We start from the raw sequence: 14366 nt of genomic DNA, 5'->3' as shown, positions 1-14366 counted from the left end.
GATTCGAATTGGAGGGGAACCTGGCTCATGGCAGAAGGACCACGCAGCAAGAAAGGCAGCACGAAAGAGAAGAAAGGGAAGGTAAAAAAGAAACGCAACAAGCGCAAACTCGCGGTCTGGTTGTTCTTTACCGCGGCCATCGCCGTCGTTTGCGGCATCATCGGATATATGCTGATCATACTGAACGGGGAGCGGATACTCGCCGACAATCAAGATAAATTCATTCTTCCCGAAGCCTCCACGATCTACGACGACAAAGGGAAAGAGGTCGTGAAGCTCGGCGCGAACCGCGAGAACGTGGATTTCGCCGACATCCCCGAGCAGATGCGGGATGCCGTCATCGCGACGGAGGACCAGCGGTTCGAGAAGCATTCCGGCATCGATCTCTGGTCGATCGGCCGCGCGCTCGCCAAGGACGTCGTCGCCCGCAGCGCCGTCGAGGGCGGAAGCACGATCACGCAGCAGCTCGCCAAGAACTTATTCCTCACGCAGGACAAGACGTTTTTCCGGAAAGCGACGGAAGCCTCCATCGCCGTCGCGATCGAGCACAAAATGACCAAAGACGAGATTATCACGATGTACCTGAACCGGATTTATTTCGGCAAGGGCGCCTACGGGGTGAAAGCCGCCGCGGACTATTATTTTAACGCCGAACTGAAAGATTTGAAGCTCTGGCAGGTCGCGACGCTCGCGGCGATTCCCAAAGCGCCGTCCACCTACAATCCGATCAACAATCCGGACAAATCGAAGGAACGGCGATCCGTCGTGCTGCAGCTGATGTTCGATCAGGGCTACATCACGAAGGAAGAGATGGATCAAGCCAAAGCCGTCGATTACAAGCCGGTGGAGCATTCCAAATCGACCGAGACGTACCAGGCTTTCGTGGATTACGTCATCGACGAGGCCGAGAAGGTCAGCGGCATCACGGAAGAGCAGCTCCGCATCGCCGGCTACAAGATCTACACGACGCTGAACACGCAGGCGCAATCGGTGATGGAGAAGGAATTCGAAGACGACGGCAACTTCGAGAAAAGCGTCGACGAACAGAAGGAACAAGCCGCGATGATCATCGTGGATCACAGGAACGGCGAGATCCAAGGTCTCGTCGGCGGCCGGGATTACGTGAACAAAGGCTTGAACCGCGTGTTGGTGCCGCGGCAGCCGGGCTCGTCGTTCAAGCCGATCGCGGTCTACGGGCCTGCGATCGATTCCGGGGATTGGTTCCCGTGGTCGACGCTGCAGGACGTGAAGACGTGTTACGGTTCGTACTGCCCGTCCGACTCCAACAAGGTCAAATACATCGGACCCGTCAGCATGCGGCAATCGATCAAGGAATCCCGCAACGCCTCGGCCGTGTGGCTGCTGAATCAGATCGGGGTGAAGGCAGGCCTGGATTTCGCCAAGGACCTCGGCTTCGAGCTGGACAGCGCGAAAGACCGTAACCTTGCGATCGGACTCGGCGGTCTGACGTACGGCGTAACGCCGTTCCAGATGGCGAAAGCCTATAGCGCCTTCGCGAACGGCGGGAAAACCGTCGATCCCCATGCGCTGGTCAAAATCACCGACCAAGCGGATGAGCCGGTCTATACCTATAGCGCGCCCGCAGCCGAGCAGGTGATGAAGCCTGCGACGGCCGCTTACTTGACGGACGTCCTGCAGGGCGTGTTGGAGAAGGGCGGCACCGGAGTCAATGCGCGCATCGACCGTCCGGTCGCCGGCAAAACCGGAACGACGCAGAACGGGATTAAGGGCCTAAGCAACGGCTATAACCGCGATGCTTGGTTCGCGGGCTATACGCCCGAATGGACAGCCGTCGTCTGGATGGGGTATGATCGTACCGATAAGGATCACATGATCAAGAAAAGCAGCGAGCAGTCCGCCGCGATGTTCGGGAAGGTCATGGGCGAAGCGATGAAGGGCGTGGCGAAGGGCAGCTTCACGAAACCGGCCGAGGAGCACGAAGAGAAACCGCCGGTCGGCATCGCGAACTTCAGCGCCGTTTATAACGAGCAGAAGGCCGCCGTTCAGCTGGCATGGTCGCCGGTCGATGGCCAAGGCATGCAGTACCGCATCTACCGCAAAGCGACGGGCGAAGCGGAGTTTGCGAAGGCATTCGACTCCTTGACGACGACGGGCGTGGACGATATGGCGATCGCGCCGGGTTTAAGTTACGAATATTACGTGACGGCATACGATCCGGCGAAAGAAATGGAAGGTACGCCGTCAAGCACCGTGAAGGTCGATATTCCCGAAGCCGAGTTGGATCCCGCGGATCCCTCGAATCCGGATAACGGGGGTACGCCGGGTGACGAAAACGGCAACGACGGCGGCGATAACGGCGGAGGCGACGAGAACCCGCCGGACGACGGACCGGGCGGACCGGACAATGGGGGAACGCCGCCGGACGATGGCGGAACACCGCCGGACGATGGCGGCGGCACGCCGGACGATGGCGGCGGCACGCCGGATAACGGCGGGCAGACGCCGGGAGATGGCGGTCAAACGCCAGGCAACGGCGATCAATCGCCGGGCAACGGCAATCAAACGCCGGGCAACGGCAGTCAAACGCCGGCTAACGGCGGTCAAACGCCGGACAACGGCGGGCAAACGCCGGGCAACGGCGTTACCGCGCCTCCTGACGGCGATAACGGCGCAGGAACCGGCGACGGCACGAGCGCCGGGGATAACGCTGATGGAACGAATACGGGTTCCGGCAACGGATCCGGCGGCAATAACGGAAACAACGTTTTGCCGCTGAATTCCGGCGTTCCCGATTCGAATCCTTGAGGCGGCCGACCCGTATAAGATAAGAAGGCTTTTCGCGCCGCGGCTAGGCAGGCTGCAGCCAGATGCAACAAACAACAGATTGCGGAGGTATTATCGAAGATGAATATGAAGAATCGGACAGCGCTGACCGTTGTCCTGTCCGCCATGCTGCTCGTAGCGGCCGCATGCGGAAACAAACCAGACGATACGGCAAACAATAACGCAGTCAATCAAGGGACGCAGACCGAAACGACGGCCGGCGGCGGATCGAACGGCTCCGGCGGCTCGGGCAATGCCGGCAACGATGCGGGAGCGCCGAAACAATGGACCGAGAAACCGAAGATGTCTATCGACACGGGCAAATCGTACAGCGCCACGTTCAGCACGAACAAAGGCGATTTTACCGTCGAGCTGTACGCCAAGGATGCGCCGGAAACCGTCAACAACTTCGTCTTCCTGTCCAAGGAGAAGTTCTATGACGGCGTCAAATTCCATCGGATCATCCAGAGCTTCATGATTCAAAGCGGCGATCCGACCGGCACGGGAGCCGGAGGACCGGGCTACAACATTCCGGATGAGCTGGGCAAAGGCTACAAGTACGACGAGGGCGTCATCGCGATGGCGAACACGGGCCAGCCGAATTCCGGCGGCAGCCAATTCTTCATCTGCACGGGCGCGGATGCCGCGAATTTGAACGGCATGCCGAACTATACGATTTTCGGCAAAGTGTCCGAAGGCATGGACGTCGTGAAGGCCATCGCGGCCACGCCGGTCGCCGAGAACCCGGATTCGGGCGAGGCGAGCGCGCCGACCGAGGACGTCATTATCAAGTCCATCTCCATTTCGGAGAAATAAGCTTGGCAAACGGGGAGAACGGCAATTGGCCGTTCTCCCTTTGCGCGCGGCGGCCGTTTGTCCGACTTTCGGCGGGACAAGGCGGGGCTTGGTTTATTTTCGGGGGTTGCTGGAGATGGACGTTAAGTTGTGGTACTCTTTTTTTAAACGATACAAAAGGGTATTCTTACCTACACTCTGCTTGTCTCCCTGAATGAAGCCGGCGTAGCTGCCGACGGCGGCTTCGGTCGTATCCCTTCAGGGGAAAATCCACCTTGTTGCTTGTTTGCGTTCCGCGCAGCGCTCGAAGCGAGATCCCAACGGAAAGGTCGTTCCGTATGAAGCGAAAATTTTCTGACCGAGCCAATTGGCGCCGCATTCTGCGTAGAAGCTACACCTGCTTGACGATGGACGGGGATGAATTCAAGGGACTGGTGACGTTCTACCGGATCCATGAATTGCGCGAACCGCTGTGGAAAGAATACAACGGGCGCAAATTATGCCTCGCCGACCGCGGTTATTTGTGGATGCAGCACTTTCCCCGCGGCGAACACTTTGTCGTGACGACGATGTTCGATGACAAGAACCGCGTCGTTCAATGGTATATCGATATTTGCAAGACGCAAGGACTGACCGACCAGCAGGTTCCCTGGTTCGACGATTTGTATCTCGACGTGGTCGTCCTTCCGAGCGGGGAAGTGTTTCTGCTGGACGAGGATGAGCTGGAGGAAGCGGTCATGCAGGGCGCGGTGACGAACAAGGATGCCGCTTTGGCCCGCAAGACGGCAGGAAGGCTCTTGTCCACGATACGAAACGGACGGTTTCGCTATTTCACCCTCAGCCTGAAGCATCGCAAGACGCTTGCGCAAAGCGGGGAGCTCAGCGAATCATGAAGCCGGCTTCCGTATCGAAACGATCGCCCAAACGCAAATCCCGCAGGAAATTCCGTCCATTCCTGTTCTTCCTGCGGATCTGCGCATGGATTGCGGCGCTTGGCGTATTCTGGTGCGCGTACCTGCTGTGGGTGATCTCGAGTTACGAGTTGCCGAAGCAGATTCCGAAGTCGGATGCCGCCATCGTCCTCGGCGCGGCGCTTTGGAGCGACAAGCCAAGCCCCGGCTTGCAGGAGCGGCTCGATTACGCCTACGATTTGTACAAGCAGGGGACGGTCAAGCACATGATTTTGACCGGCGGCCTCGATCATAACGGCTCGACGATGACCGAAGCCGAGGGCATGAGGAAGTATTTGGCGGGCAAAGGCGTTCCCGGCGCTGCCATGGTGCTCGAGAACGACGCCAGAAGCACCTATGAGAATCTTCTGTTCAGCAAGCCGCTGGCCGCCAAACGGGGCTGGACGAAGCTGCTCCTTGTCACGCACGACTTTCATGCGCCGCGTTCCGAGGATATTGCCGGCTACTTGGATTACCCTGCCGATACGGTGGCCGTCGGACGCAAGTCCAAGGTGCTGAATATCACCTACAATTACGGCCGGGAAGTGCTGGCGTTCACCAAATGGAAGGTCGACGAGCAATTGATGCGCATGGGCGTGCGGCTGCCCGATTCCTTTTGACACCTTGCCCGAAGCCGCTCCGGAGCTCGGCTGAAATCTGTTAATATGGCTCAAATCACTAGAATACAATGGATTATATGTGCGGCAGATGCCAACGATCCAGTGAAGGATAGGTGATGGAGCAACTATGGACGATCGAGTCGTTACTTCGGGCGGCAGCGGGAGCGGGAGACCCGCCCGCCAAATCAATGTGGTCCTTCGCACCAGCGAGCCGTATGCGTTGACCGGCAGTTCGCCGCCGCAGCTGGAGAGCGAGCTGCCGCCCGCGGCAAGACCGCTGACGCCAGGCGATCCTTTTCTCGATATTCAGCGCGAGCTCGATCCGATGGTGGGACTGGAGAACGTGAAGCTGCTGGTCTACGAGATCTACGCGCTGCTCCAGATCAGCCGGATGCGTTCGGATGCCGGATTGTCCGGCGGTTCGCACGTGTATCATATGATTTTCACCGGCAATCCCGGCACGGGCAAGACGACCATCGCGCGCATCGTCGCGAAGCTGTTCCAGAAGATGGGCGTGCTCTCCAAGGGACATATGATCGAAGTGGAGCGGGCGGATCTCGTCGGCGAATATATCGGCCATACCGCGCAGAAAACGCGGGATTTGGTGCGCAAGGCACTCGGCGGCGTGCTGTTTGTGGACGAAGCGTACAGCCTTGCGCGGGGCGGGGAGAAGGATTTCGGCAAAGAAGCCATCGATACGCTGGTCAAGGCGATGGAGGATTACCGCAACCAGTTTGTGTTAATACTGGCTGGATATCCGCTCGAAATCGAGCAATTTCTGCTGACGAACCCGGGATTGCCCTCGCGATTCCCGATCCAGATCGAATTTCCCGATTACTCGGTCGACCAGCTGATCCAAATCGCCGAATTGATGGCCAAGGACCGGGACTATACGCTGATGCCGCAGTCGCTGTTCAAGCTTCGCCAGCACTTGATGCTGGAGAAGACGATGTCGATGTTCGCGTTCAGCAACGCGCGTTATGTGCGCAACGTGATCGAGAAGGCGTTTCGCCATCAGGCGGTTCGTTTAATGAACCAATATCCCTCCGGATCCCCGGGCAAGCAGGAGCTGATGGCCGTGCGGCCCGAGGATCTGAAGTGGGAGAAATAGCAGTCACCGATCCAGAAGGAGCTGTACACGACAGATGCGGCAAACAACCTACGACACCGATACGGATTTGAAAGACCGGGCGATTCTCGTCAGCTTGGTCACGCCGGATATCAAACGGAGCTCCGGGGATCCGGAGCAGTCGCTGCAAGAGCTCGTCAGCCTCGCGGAAACCGCCGGCGTCGAAGTACTGACGCTCGTCACGCAGAATAAGGAGAAAGTCGATACGAAATGGTTTATCGGCAAAGGGAAGGTGCAGGAGCTGCGCGCGGCTGCGGATGAGCTCGGGGCGACGACGGCGATCTTTGATCAAGAGCTGTCCGGCGCGCAGGTACGCAACCTCGAAGAAGCGCTGGACCTGAAGATCATCGACCGCACGCAGCTTATCCTGGATATTTTTGCCCAGCGTGCCAAGACCAGGGAGGGCATCATCCAGGTCGAACTGGCGCAGCTCAGCTATTTGCTTCCGAGGCTGTCCGGGCACGGGAAGAACCTATCCCGCCTCGGCGGGGGCATCGGGACTAGAGGCCCCGGCGAGTCGAAGCTGGAGACCGACCGCCGCCACATTCGCGGTCGAATCACGGATCTGAAGCATACGCTCGCGGAGCTCGTCCGCCACCGTACGTTGCATCGCGAGCGCAGGAGGAAAGCCGGCGTTCAGCAGGTTGCGCTGGTCGGCTATACGAATGCCGGGAAATCGACGCTGCTGCGCGAGCTGACCCAGGCGGACGTCTACGTCGAGAACCAGTTGTTCGCCACGCTCGACCCGACTTCGCGGAACTGGAAGCTGCCGAGCGGCATGGAAGTCGTGCTGACCGACACGGTCGGGTTCATACAGAATCTGCCGCATGATCTGATCGCGGCCTTCCGCGCGACGCTCGAGGAGGTCAACGAAGCCGATCTCGTGCTGCACGTCATCGATAGCGCGTCCGAGATGCGCGAGGAGCAGATCTCGGTCGTGGACCGGATTCTGCAGGAGCTCGGCGCCGGAGGCAAACCGCAGTTGAAGATCTATAACAAGATCGATTTGTGCGGCATGGGCGGTCCGCAGCTGGTCCCGGCGAACGGACCGGGCACGCTTGCCATCAGCGCTTATAACGGCAGTGACCTGGAGCGGCTGCGTCAAGCCGTTCAGGACAAGCTGACGGGCGACACGCGGACCTTCCTGCTGCCGGCGGAGCGCGGCGATCTGATCGCGCTGGCTTACCGGACGGGCGAAGTGCTCGAGCAATCCGTCGAAGGCGAAGCCATGATCTTGAAGGTGTTGTTGAACAAACAGGATTACGAGGTGCACGGGCATAAGCTCGACGCGTACGTCCTGAATCATTAAGCGTGCCGCTAACATGAGGAGAGACCGGACATTGAGACAGCAAGGACAGGATTGGCAAATGTTGACGATGTGGGCGGAGGCTGCCGAACGGCAGGCCGCCCCTGTTTTTCGTTCGCTCGACGGCATCGCGGAGCGGAATCAGTGGAAGGTCATCGACGCCTTCCAGAAGCATCGGGTAAGCGATTTTCATTTTAACGGCTCGACCGGCTACGGCTACAACGACCGGGGAAGAGAAGTGCTCGACCTCGTCTACGCGGAAATCATGGGCGCCGAGGCGGCGTTAGTCCGGCCGCATTTCGTATCCGGCACGCACACGATCAGCTGCGCGCTGTTCGGGCTGCTTCGCCCGGGAGACGAGCTGCTCTACATCACGGGCCGTCCTTACGATACCCTTCATAAAGTAATCGGGAAGCCGGGCGACGGCAAAGGCTCGCTGCAGGACTTCGGCATCGGCTACGGGGAAGTCGCGCCCCTCGCGGACGGCGGGATCGATTGGGATGGCGTCGCCGCGCGAATAACGGAACGCACGCGCGTGATCGGCATTCAGCGCTCGCGCGGTTACGATTGGCGGGCATCCTACACGGTCGCGCAGATCGGCGAGATGGTGCAGCGCGTCAAAGCACTGAAACCCGACGTCAAAGTGTTCGTAGATAACTGTTACGGGGAGTTCACCGAGGAATTGGAGCCGACGCAGGTCGGCGTCGATCTGATGGCGGGTTCCTTGATTAAAAATCCCGGCGGCGGACTCGCGCCGACGGGCGGTTACGTTGCCGGCACGCAGGAAGCGGTGGAGCTCACCGCGTACAGGCTGACGGCGCCGGGCATCGGCGGGGAAGTCGGCGCCACGCTCGGGACGCTTCGCGCCATGTATCAGGGCTTGTTTCTCGCGCCGCATCTCGTGGGACAAGCGCTCAAGGGCAGCGTCTTCGGCGCGGCCATGTTCGAACTGCTCGGCTTCGAAAGCAATCCGCGCTTTGATGCGCCCAGGACCGATCTGATTCAAGCGATCCGCTTCGAGCACGCCGATCAACTGATCGCGTTTGTACAGGGCGTGCAGCGTGCCTCGGCGGTGGATGCCCATGTCGTGCCCGAGCCGTGGGACATGCCCGGCTACGAGCATCCCGTCATAATGGCGGCGGGAACATTCATGCAGGGCGGCAGCCTGGAGTTGTCGGCGGATGCGCCTATCCGCGAGCCTTATATCGCTTATATGCAAGGCGGGCTTACGTATGCCCATGTCAAATACGGTGTTCTGAATGCGTTGTCCGTGCTAGCCGAACGAGAGTTGATTGTAATTAAACCTTACATAAAACCTCACACAACTTGACATGTATTTGGCATGGCGGTACAATGAGAGCATATATCAGATACTGGAAGGTTGATGCGACATGGGTGACGAAATACGCAGAAATATGGCGCTTTTTCCGATCGGCATCGTAATGAAGCTGACCGACTTGACCGCCCGCCAAATCCGCTACTACGAGCAGCACGAGTTGATCGTACCCGCGCGCACGAGCGGCAACCAGCGATTGTTCTCGTTCAACGACGTGGAGCGACTGTTGGAGATCAAGTCGCTGATCGAGAAAGGCGTGAATATTGCCGGCATCAAGCAGGTGATGAACCCGGTGTCCAAGGAATCGGAGGACGCCACCGTCGTCAGCGAGTTGTCGGAAGTGAAGAGACGCGAGTTGTCCGACGCACAGCTTCACCGCCTGCTGAAACAGCAGCTGCTTGAGAAGAGACCGGGCAAGGCCTCTTTGATCCAAGGCCAGTTGTCCCGTTTCTATAACAAGAAATAACGACAACGCAAGTAATCCTTACACCACCATAACAGAGGAGCTGATTCCGTGAGCTACACCAAAGATGACATCAGACGCATCGCGAAAGAACAAAATGTTCGTTTTATCCGCCTTCAGTTCACCGACTTGCTGGGCACGATCAAGAACGTCGAAATTCCCGTCAGCCAGCTCGAGAAAGCGTTGGACAATAAAATGATGTTTGACGGCTCATCCATCGAAGGATACGTGCGCATCGAAGAATCCGATATGTACCTCTATCCGGATCTGGACACATGGGTTGTATTCCCTTGGATAGCGGAAGACCGCATCGCCCGCCTGATCTGCGATGTGTACATGCCGGACGGCACGCCGTTCGCCGGCGACCCGCGCGGTATCCTGAAACGCGTGCTAAAGGAAGCCGAAGAGCTTGGCTTCACGTCCATGAACGTCGGTCCCGAACCGGAATTCTTCCTGTTCAAGACGGATGCCAACGGCAACCCGACGACGGAGCTGAACGATCAGGGCGGTTACTTCGACCTGGCGCCGATGGACCTTGGCGAGAACTGCCGCCGCGAAATCGTGCTGACGCTCGAAGAAATGGGCTTCGAGATCGAAGCTTCCCATCATGAAGTGGCACCGGGGCAGCACGAGATCGACTTCAAATACGCGGATGCGATCAAAGCAGCCGATCAGATCCAAACGTTCAAGCTGGTCGTCAAAACCATCGCCCGCCAGCACGGCCTTCATGCTTCGTTCATGCCGAAGCCTTTATTCGGCGTCAACGGTTCGGGGATGCACTGCCATCAGTCCCTGTTCCGCGGCAGCGAGAACGCCTTCTACGACGAGAGCGACAAGCTTGGCCTAAGCCAAGTCGCGCGTTATTACATGGCCGGCTTGCTGCGCCATGCCCGCGCGTTCGCGGCAATCACGAATCCGACGGTCAACTCGTACAAGCGTCTCGTACCGGGATATGAAGCGCCTGTCTACGTAGCCTGGTCCGCCAGCAACCGCAGCCCGATGATCCGCATCCCTGCTTCCCGCGGCCTCAGCACGCGTGTCGAGATGCGCAGCCCGGATCCGGCAGCTAACCCGTACCTCGCACTGGCGGTCATGCTCAAAGCAGGTTTGGACGGCATCCGCAACAAGCTTCCGCTGCCGGCTCCGACGGATCGCAACATCTACGTCATGACCGAGGAAGAGCGGATCGACGAAGGCATCCCGAGCTTGCCGGACGATCTGAAAGAAGCCTTGACCGAACTGCTTCGCAGCGAAGTCATCTGCGATGCGTTGGGCGATCATGCGCTGGCACATTTCTACGAGCTGAAAGAAATCGAGTGGGACATGTACCGCACGCAAGTCCACGAGTGGGAGAGAGACCAATACCTGGCGCTCTACTAGAGCAATCCAAACCCTTGGCATTTACATGCCAAGGGTTTTTTGCGTTTAAGGGAGCGGGAATGAGTTGCCGACGGGATATTGGCAAGGCGGAGACGGCAACTGCGACATGGGCTGCCAGTTGCCGAGGCGTGCTGTTTGTTGTCCTGTCGTCCCTTGTTCGCGGAGCGGAGGAGTGATCGAAGGAACAGGTTTTCGCTCCCGGGCGTCTCCCGGCTCTTGACTGCATAGAGGCGAACCTGCCGCCGTCTCCGCACTCGTACGCTCGCGCCGGCATATAATGCCATACTAAAAGTTACCGAAAGGGTGTGGCGGGAATGGCAGGGAAACCGGAAGCCAAGGGCGGGGCGTTTAAGCTGACCGGTCCGATTCTATCCCATGTGGCTGCCATCATGATTCCCTTCTATAAGAAAATCGCGCGCGATCGCAACTATGCGCTGCGATGGTCGAAAGCGGTCAGGCAAGGCGATCTGGACACGCTGATCGCGCTGTTCAAAGCGGTGACGAAGCCGGCCAAGCTGGATGGCTTTTCTACCAACGGCATCGGATATTTTATTGATTTCGCGTTCCCGGCGCCGGTTCTTCAATATTCGAATGGCACGACCATTCCGCCGGGTTCCACGCAGTTTACTTTCTCGACGCCGATCCATCGGGCGATCGCCAGGGACGTTCTTCCGTTCTACAAGGCAATGGCGGGCTCGAAGGCATACGCGGCCGCTCTGGCAGCCGCGGTGAATGCGAAGGATGTTGCGCGCGTACGCTGCCTCGTTCGACGGAAGGTGAAGACCTGTGCGCTCAAGTCGATCGCGATCCGCTTTTCGGGCGTTGAACTCAATTTTAAATTCAAGAGCAGCCGATTTACGTACCGCAATTTGCTGTTTCGGGAAATCGGGTCCTAGGTACCCGAAGCGCAGGGGACGGAAGAGCATGGGAAAAGGGCAGTCACAACGCTTGGAAAGCGGTGACTGCCCTTTTAACGTACGAATTAATGAATATCGCGGAAGAGTCCGATGACCTTGCCGAGAATGCTGACGTTGCGGAGGCGAATCGGCTCCATGGTGGAGTTCTCCGGTTGAAGCCGGATATGATCCTTCTCTTTATAGAAGGTCTTGACGGTCGCTTCGTCGTCTTCCGTCATCGCGACCACGATGTCGCCGTTGATCGCGCTCTGCTGCTGGCGGACGATGACGTAATCGCCGTCGTGAATGCCTGCTTCGATCATGCTTTCCCCGATAACGCTAAGGATGAAGACGTTATCGTCGCCGACTTTATCGGCTGGAAGAGGAAAATATTCCTCGATATTCTCGGTTGCGGTAATCGGAACGCCGGCGGTGACTTTACCGACGACCGGTACCTTGGCTATGGCCAGCGGGAACGGAATTTCGTTGTCGTCCCCATCCAATATTTCGATCGCGCGGGGCTTGGTCGGGTCGCGGCGGATCAGGCCTTTCTTCTCCAAACGGTCCAGGTGGCCGTGGACGGTCGAGCTGGAAGCAAGTCCAACCGCTTCGCCGATCTCGCGTACGGAAGGTGGATAGCCTTTCTCCCGGACTTCCATCTTAATGAATTCAAGTATCGCCTGCTGGCGGTTTGAAAGTTTCGACACCGAAATCACTCCAAAGGTTCATTTGTGTAAAATTATAGCACAGAACCGGAGTTCGTACAAACATAAGTTCGAGAAACACAAGTTCGCATTTTGCGGCGAACAAATGTTCTAAAATCTGTTGACTGCAAACGGATGTTCGTGTTATTCTGATTTCACAAGAACAGAACAAACGTTTGGGGTGCTGATCATGATGCAAACAATATCGACATACTCGACTGCTTATAATGATAAACCGGTGACTCCGCGATCGGTTCGCGGCGTACGAAGGGAACGCGCAACCGAACGGCTGCTCATCAGATTGGCGGCCGCTTCTCTATTCTTTTTGCTCTTGTTCGTCGGATTCTCCTTATTGACCGGACATGCGGACAGCGAGCAGCCCTCCGTACCGACAGCATCGGAACAAGTCATCATTGTCGGTTCGGGAGATACGCTATGGGAAATCGCCAGCAGCGTAAGAACGGAAGACGAGGATATTCGCAGAACCGTGTACGATCTGCAGAAACGGAATAATTTAAGCTCCAGCGAATTGAGAGCGGGACAAAAGCTTATCGTCCCTGCCGATCGCTGAGCCGTCATCCGTCTATAGATGGATCGAAGACCGAACGCATGCGTTCGGTCTTTTTCTATTTTATCATAAGTTCCGAACAGCTTGACGAAAGGCCGCTTCGCCTTGACAATGGATGATTAAAAATGTCAAAGTAAAGGATGTGATGTTGGCCTGAAAGACGAGAGGAGAAACGCAGAATGGAGAAGATCATCGCTCGCATCAACGAGCTTTCGAGAAAGAATAAAACGGTCGGCTTGACGCCGGAAGAGCTGGCGGAGCGAGATGAGCTGCGCCGCATGTACCTGGATAACTTCAAACGGAATTTCCGCAACCAGCTGGACACGATCAAATGGGCGGAGGACGAGGAAGAAAACGGGGGAACGATCAAGCATTAATCATCTGCCATTTCGAGGAGGGGAAACCGAATGCAATATCGGCTATTAGGTCGCAGCGGGCTTGCGGTCTCGGAATTATGTCTCGGTACGATGTCCTTCGGCAATACGACGAACGAATCGGATTCCATTACGATGACGCACGACTTTTTGGACCGCGGCGGCAATTTCCTGGACACGGCGAACGTGTATGTCCAGGGCAGATCGGAAGAGATCGTGGGCAAAGCGATAAAAGGCCGGCGCAGCGAAGTCGTGCTCGCTACGAAAGTACGGTTCATGACAGGCGAGCATCCGAACAGCGGCGGCGTCTCCCGCAAGCACATCATGGACGCGGCGGAAGCCAGCTTGACACGGCTCGATACCGATTATATCGATCTCTATCAAGTGCATGTCTGGGATCATGCCACGCCGATCGAAGAGACGCTGCGCGCGCTGGACGATCTGATCTCGGCGGGAAAAGTGCGCTATATCGGCTGTTCCAACTTTTTTGCATGGCAGTTGATGAAGTCGCTTGCAACGAGCGACCGAGAACGGTACGCCCGGTTCATATCGATCCAGCCGCAATACAGCCTCGTCAGCCGGGAAATGGATCGCGAGATGCTGTCCCTCTGCTTGGAGGAAAATATCGGCATCATTCCTTGGGCGCCGCTCGGAGGCGGCTTCCTGACGGGCCGCTATACGCGCGAAGAACCGACCAGCGGACGCTTGACGTCGAAGTTGGGCGAGAGCTCCTGGGCGCTTCGGGCGTCGGATAAAAATTTCGCCGTTCTCGATGCCGTTCGGTCCGCGGCCGCGGAACTGGATAAAACGCCGTCGCAGATCGCGCTTGCTTGGCTGCTGCAGCGCAAAGGCATCACCTCGCCGATCTTCGGCGCAAGCACGTTGGAGCAGTACCAGGACAACATGGGCGCCATCGGCTGGACCATGCCGGATTCGGTATGGCATGCGCTCGACGAAGCGAGCGCGCTTCCGAGCGAATACCCGAACCGCTTTATCGCCAAATTCGCCCGGCCGTACTAATCGGCCGCCAAACCAGAGAA

The 14366-nt window shown here is 57.8% G+C and carries 14 protein-coding genes; 13 read left to right on the top strand and 1 reads right to left on the bottom strand.

Annotated features, from left to right (window positions below; genetic code table 11):
- Nucleotides 1-27: 27 nt before the first annotated feature.
- The 10 genes from AC50YL_RS11310 to AC50YL_RS11265 all read left to right on the top strand — a co-directional run bounded on the left by AC50YL_RS11310 (nt 28) and on the right by AC50YL_RS11265 (nt 11680).
- Entirely contained in the window at nt 28-2787 is a 2760-nt protein-coding gene (locus AC50YL_RS11310; protein WP_494831957.1) for a PBP1A family penicillin-binding protein, read from the top strand.
- A gap of 99 nt (nt 2788-2886) precedes the next feature.
- On the top strand, nt 2887-3621 hold the full coding sequence (locus AC50YL_RS11305; protein ID WP_494831955.1) for a peptidylprolyl isomerase: 735 nt from the start codon (nt 2887-2889) through the stop codon (nt 3619-3621).
- Nucleotides 3622-3938: 317 nt separating this feature from the next.
- The gene (locus AC50YL_RS11300; protein ID WP_161694488.1) at nt 3939-4493 is read left to right on the top strand and encodes a ribonuclease FAU-1 family protein; all 555 of its coding nucleotides are present in this window, start codon (nt 3939-3941) and stop codon (nt 4491-4493) included.
- Entirely contained in the window at nt 4490-5170 is a 681-nt protein-coding gene (locus tag AC50YL_RS11295; RefSeq protein ID WP_494831953.1) for a YdcF family protein, read from the top strand. Before AC50YL_RS11300 ends, AC50YL_RS11295 begins: the two co-directional genes overlap by 4 nt.
- A gap of 127 nt (nt 5171-5297) precedes the next feature.
- On the top strand, nt 5298-6281 hold the full coding sequence (locus tag AC50YL_RS11290) for an AAA family ATPase (RefSeq protein ID WP_494831951.1): 984 nt from the start codon (nt 5298-5300) through the stop codon (nt 6279-6281).
- A gap of 34 nt (nt 6282-6315) precedes the next feature.
- The gene (gene hflX / locus AC50YL_RS11285; protein WP_494831949.1) at nt 6316-7608 is read left to right on the top strand and encodes a GTPase HflX; all 1293 of its coding nucleotides are present in this window, start codon (nt 6316-6318) and stop codon (nt 7606-7608) included.
- A 58-nt stretch (nt 7609-7666) separates the two neighbouring features.
- The gene (locus tag AC50YL_RS11280; protein WP_494832544.1) at nt 7667-8935 is read left to right on the top strand and encodes a methionine gamma-lyase family protein; all 1269 of its coding nucleotides are present in this window, start codon (nt 7667-7669) and stop codon (nt 8933-8935) included.
- A gap of 61 nt (nt 8936-8996) precedes the next feature.
- The gene (locus AC50YL_RS11275) at nt 8997-9407 is read left to right on the top strand and encodes a MerR family transcriptional regulator (RefSeq protein ID WP_161741990.1); all 411 of its coding nucleotides are present in this window, start codon (nt 8997-8999) and stop codon (nt 9405-9407) included.
- 48 nt (nt 9408-9455) lie between these two features.
- On the top strand, nt 9456-10784 hold the full coding sequence (gene glnA, locus AC50YL_RS11270; protein ID WP_494831947.1) for a type I glutamate--ammonia ligase: 1329 nt from the start codon (nt 9456-9458) through the stop codon (nt 10782-10784).
- 314 nt (nt 10785-11098) lie between these two features.
- Complete coding sequence (locus AC50YL_RS11265) at nt 11099-11680, top strand: hypothetical protein (protein ID WP_494831945.1); 582 nt, start codon at nt 11099-11101, stop codon at nt 11678-11680.
- Between the two features lie 86 nt (nt 11681-11766).
- On the opposite strand, the gene lexA is transcribed toward AC50YL_RS11265, so the two are convergent.
- The gene (gene lexA / locus AC50YL_RS11260) at nt 11767-12387 is read right to left on the bottom strand and encodes a transcriptional repressor LexA (RefSeq protein ID WP_494831943.1); all 621 of its coding nucleotides are present in this window, start codon (nt 12385-12387) and stop codon (nt 11767-11769) included.
- A gap of 187 nt (nt 12388-12574) precedes the next feature.
- Here lexA and AC50YL_RS11255 point away from each other — a divergent pair, with 187 nt between their 5' ends.
- The 3 genes from AC50YL_RS11255 to AC50YL_RS11245 all read left to right on the top strand — a co-directional run bounded on the left by AC50YL_RS11255 (nt 12575) and on the right by AC50YL_RS11245 (nt 14346).
- Entirely contained in the window at nt 12575-12955 is a 381-nt protein-coding gene (locus tag AC50YL_RS11255; protein ID WP_494831941.1) for a LysM peptidoglycan-binding domain-containing protein, read from the top strand.
- 176 nt (nt 12956-13131) lie between these two features.
- A complete protein-coding gene (locus AC50YL_RS11250) occupies nt 13132-13329 on the top strand; it encodes a DUF896 domain-containing protein (protein ID WP_494831940.1) in 198 nt (65 codons plus the stop codon).
- Between the two features lie 30 nt (nt 13330-13359).
- Nucleotides 13360-14346, top strand: a complete 987-nt coding sequence (locus AC50YL_RS11245; protein ID WP_494831938.1) for an aldo/keto reductase — start codon at nt 13360-13362, stop codon at nt 14344-14346.
- Nucleotides 14347-14366: the final 20 nt, after the last annotated feature.

The organism is Paenibacillus sp. J22P277 (assembly GCF_059383675.1).
The sequence above is the reverse complement of the archived record's forward strand: the minus strand, read 5'-3'. Positions and strand labels throughout refer to the sequence as shown.

What these genes read in the sequence shown, in the direction of transcription:
- AC50YL_RS11310 (WP_494831957.1), top strand. Translation starts at nt 28, where the DNA reads ATGGCAGAAGGACCACGCAGCAAGAAAGGCAGCACGAAAGAGAAGAAA.
- AC50YL_RS11305 (WP_494831955.1), top strand. Translation starts at nt 2,887, where the DNA reads ATGAATATGAAGAATCGGACAGCGCTGACCGTTGTCCTGTCCGCCATG.
- AC50YL_RS11300 (WP_161694488.1), top strand. Translation starts at nt 3,939, where the DNA reads ATGAAGCGAAAATTTTCTGACCGAGCCAATTGGCGCCGCATTCTGCGT.
- AC50YL_RS11295 (WP_494831953.1), top strand. Translation starts at nt 4,490, where the DNA reads ATGAAGCCGGCTTCCGTATCGAAACGATCGCCCAAACGCAAATCCCGC.
- AC50YL_RS11290 (WP_494831951.1), top strand. Translation starts at nt 5,298, where the DNA reads ATGGACGATCGAGTCGTTACTTCGGGCGGCAGCGGGAGCGGGAGACCC.
- hflX (WP_494831949.1), top strand. Translation starts at nt 6,316, where the DNA reads ATGCGGCAAACAACCTACGACACCGATACGGATTTGAAAGACCGGGCG.
- AC50YL_RS11280 (WP_494832544.1), top strand. Translation starts at nt 7,667, where the DNA reads ATGTTGACGATGTGGGCGGAGGCTGCCGAACGGCAGGCCGCCCCTGTT.
- AC50YL_RS11275 (WP_161741990.1), top strand. Translation starts at nt 8,997, where the DNA reads ATGGGTGACGAAATACGCAGAAATATGGCGCTTTTTCCGATCGGCATC.
- AC50YL_RS11265 (WP_494831945.1), top strand. Translation starts at nt 11,099, where the DNA reads ATGGCAGGGAAACCGGAAGCCAAGGGCGGGGCGTTTAAGCTGACCGGT.
- AC50YL_RS11255 (WP_494831941.1), top strand. Translation starts at nt 12,575, where the DNA reads ATGATGCAAACAATATCGACATACTCGACTGCTTATAATGATAAACCG.
- AC50YL_RS11250 (WP_494831940.1), top strand. Translation starts at nt 13,132, where the DNA reads ATGGAGAAGATCATCGCTCGCATCAACGAGCTTTCGAGAAAGAATAAA.
- AC50YL_RS11245 (WP_494831938.1), top strand. Translation starts at nt 13,360, where the DNA reads ATGCAATATCGGCTATTAGGTCGCAGCGGGCTTGCGGTCTCGGAATTA.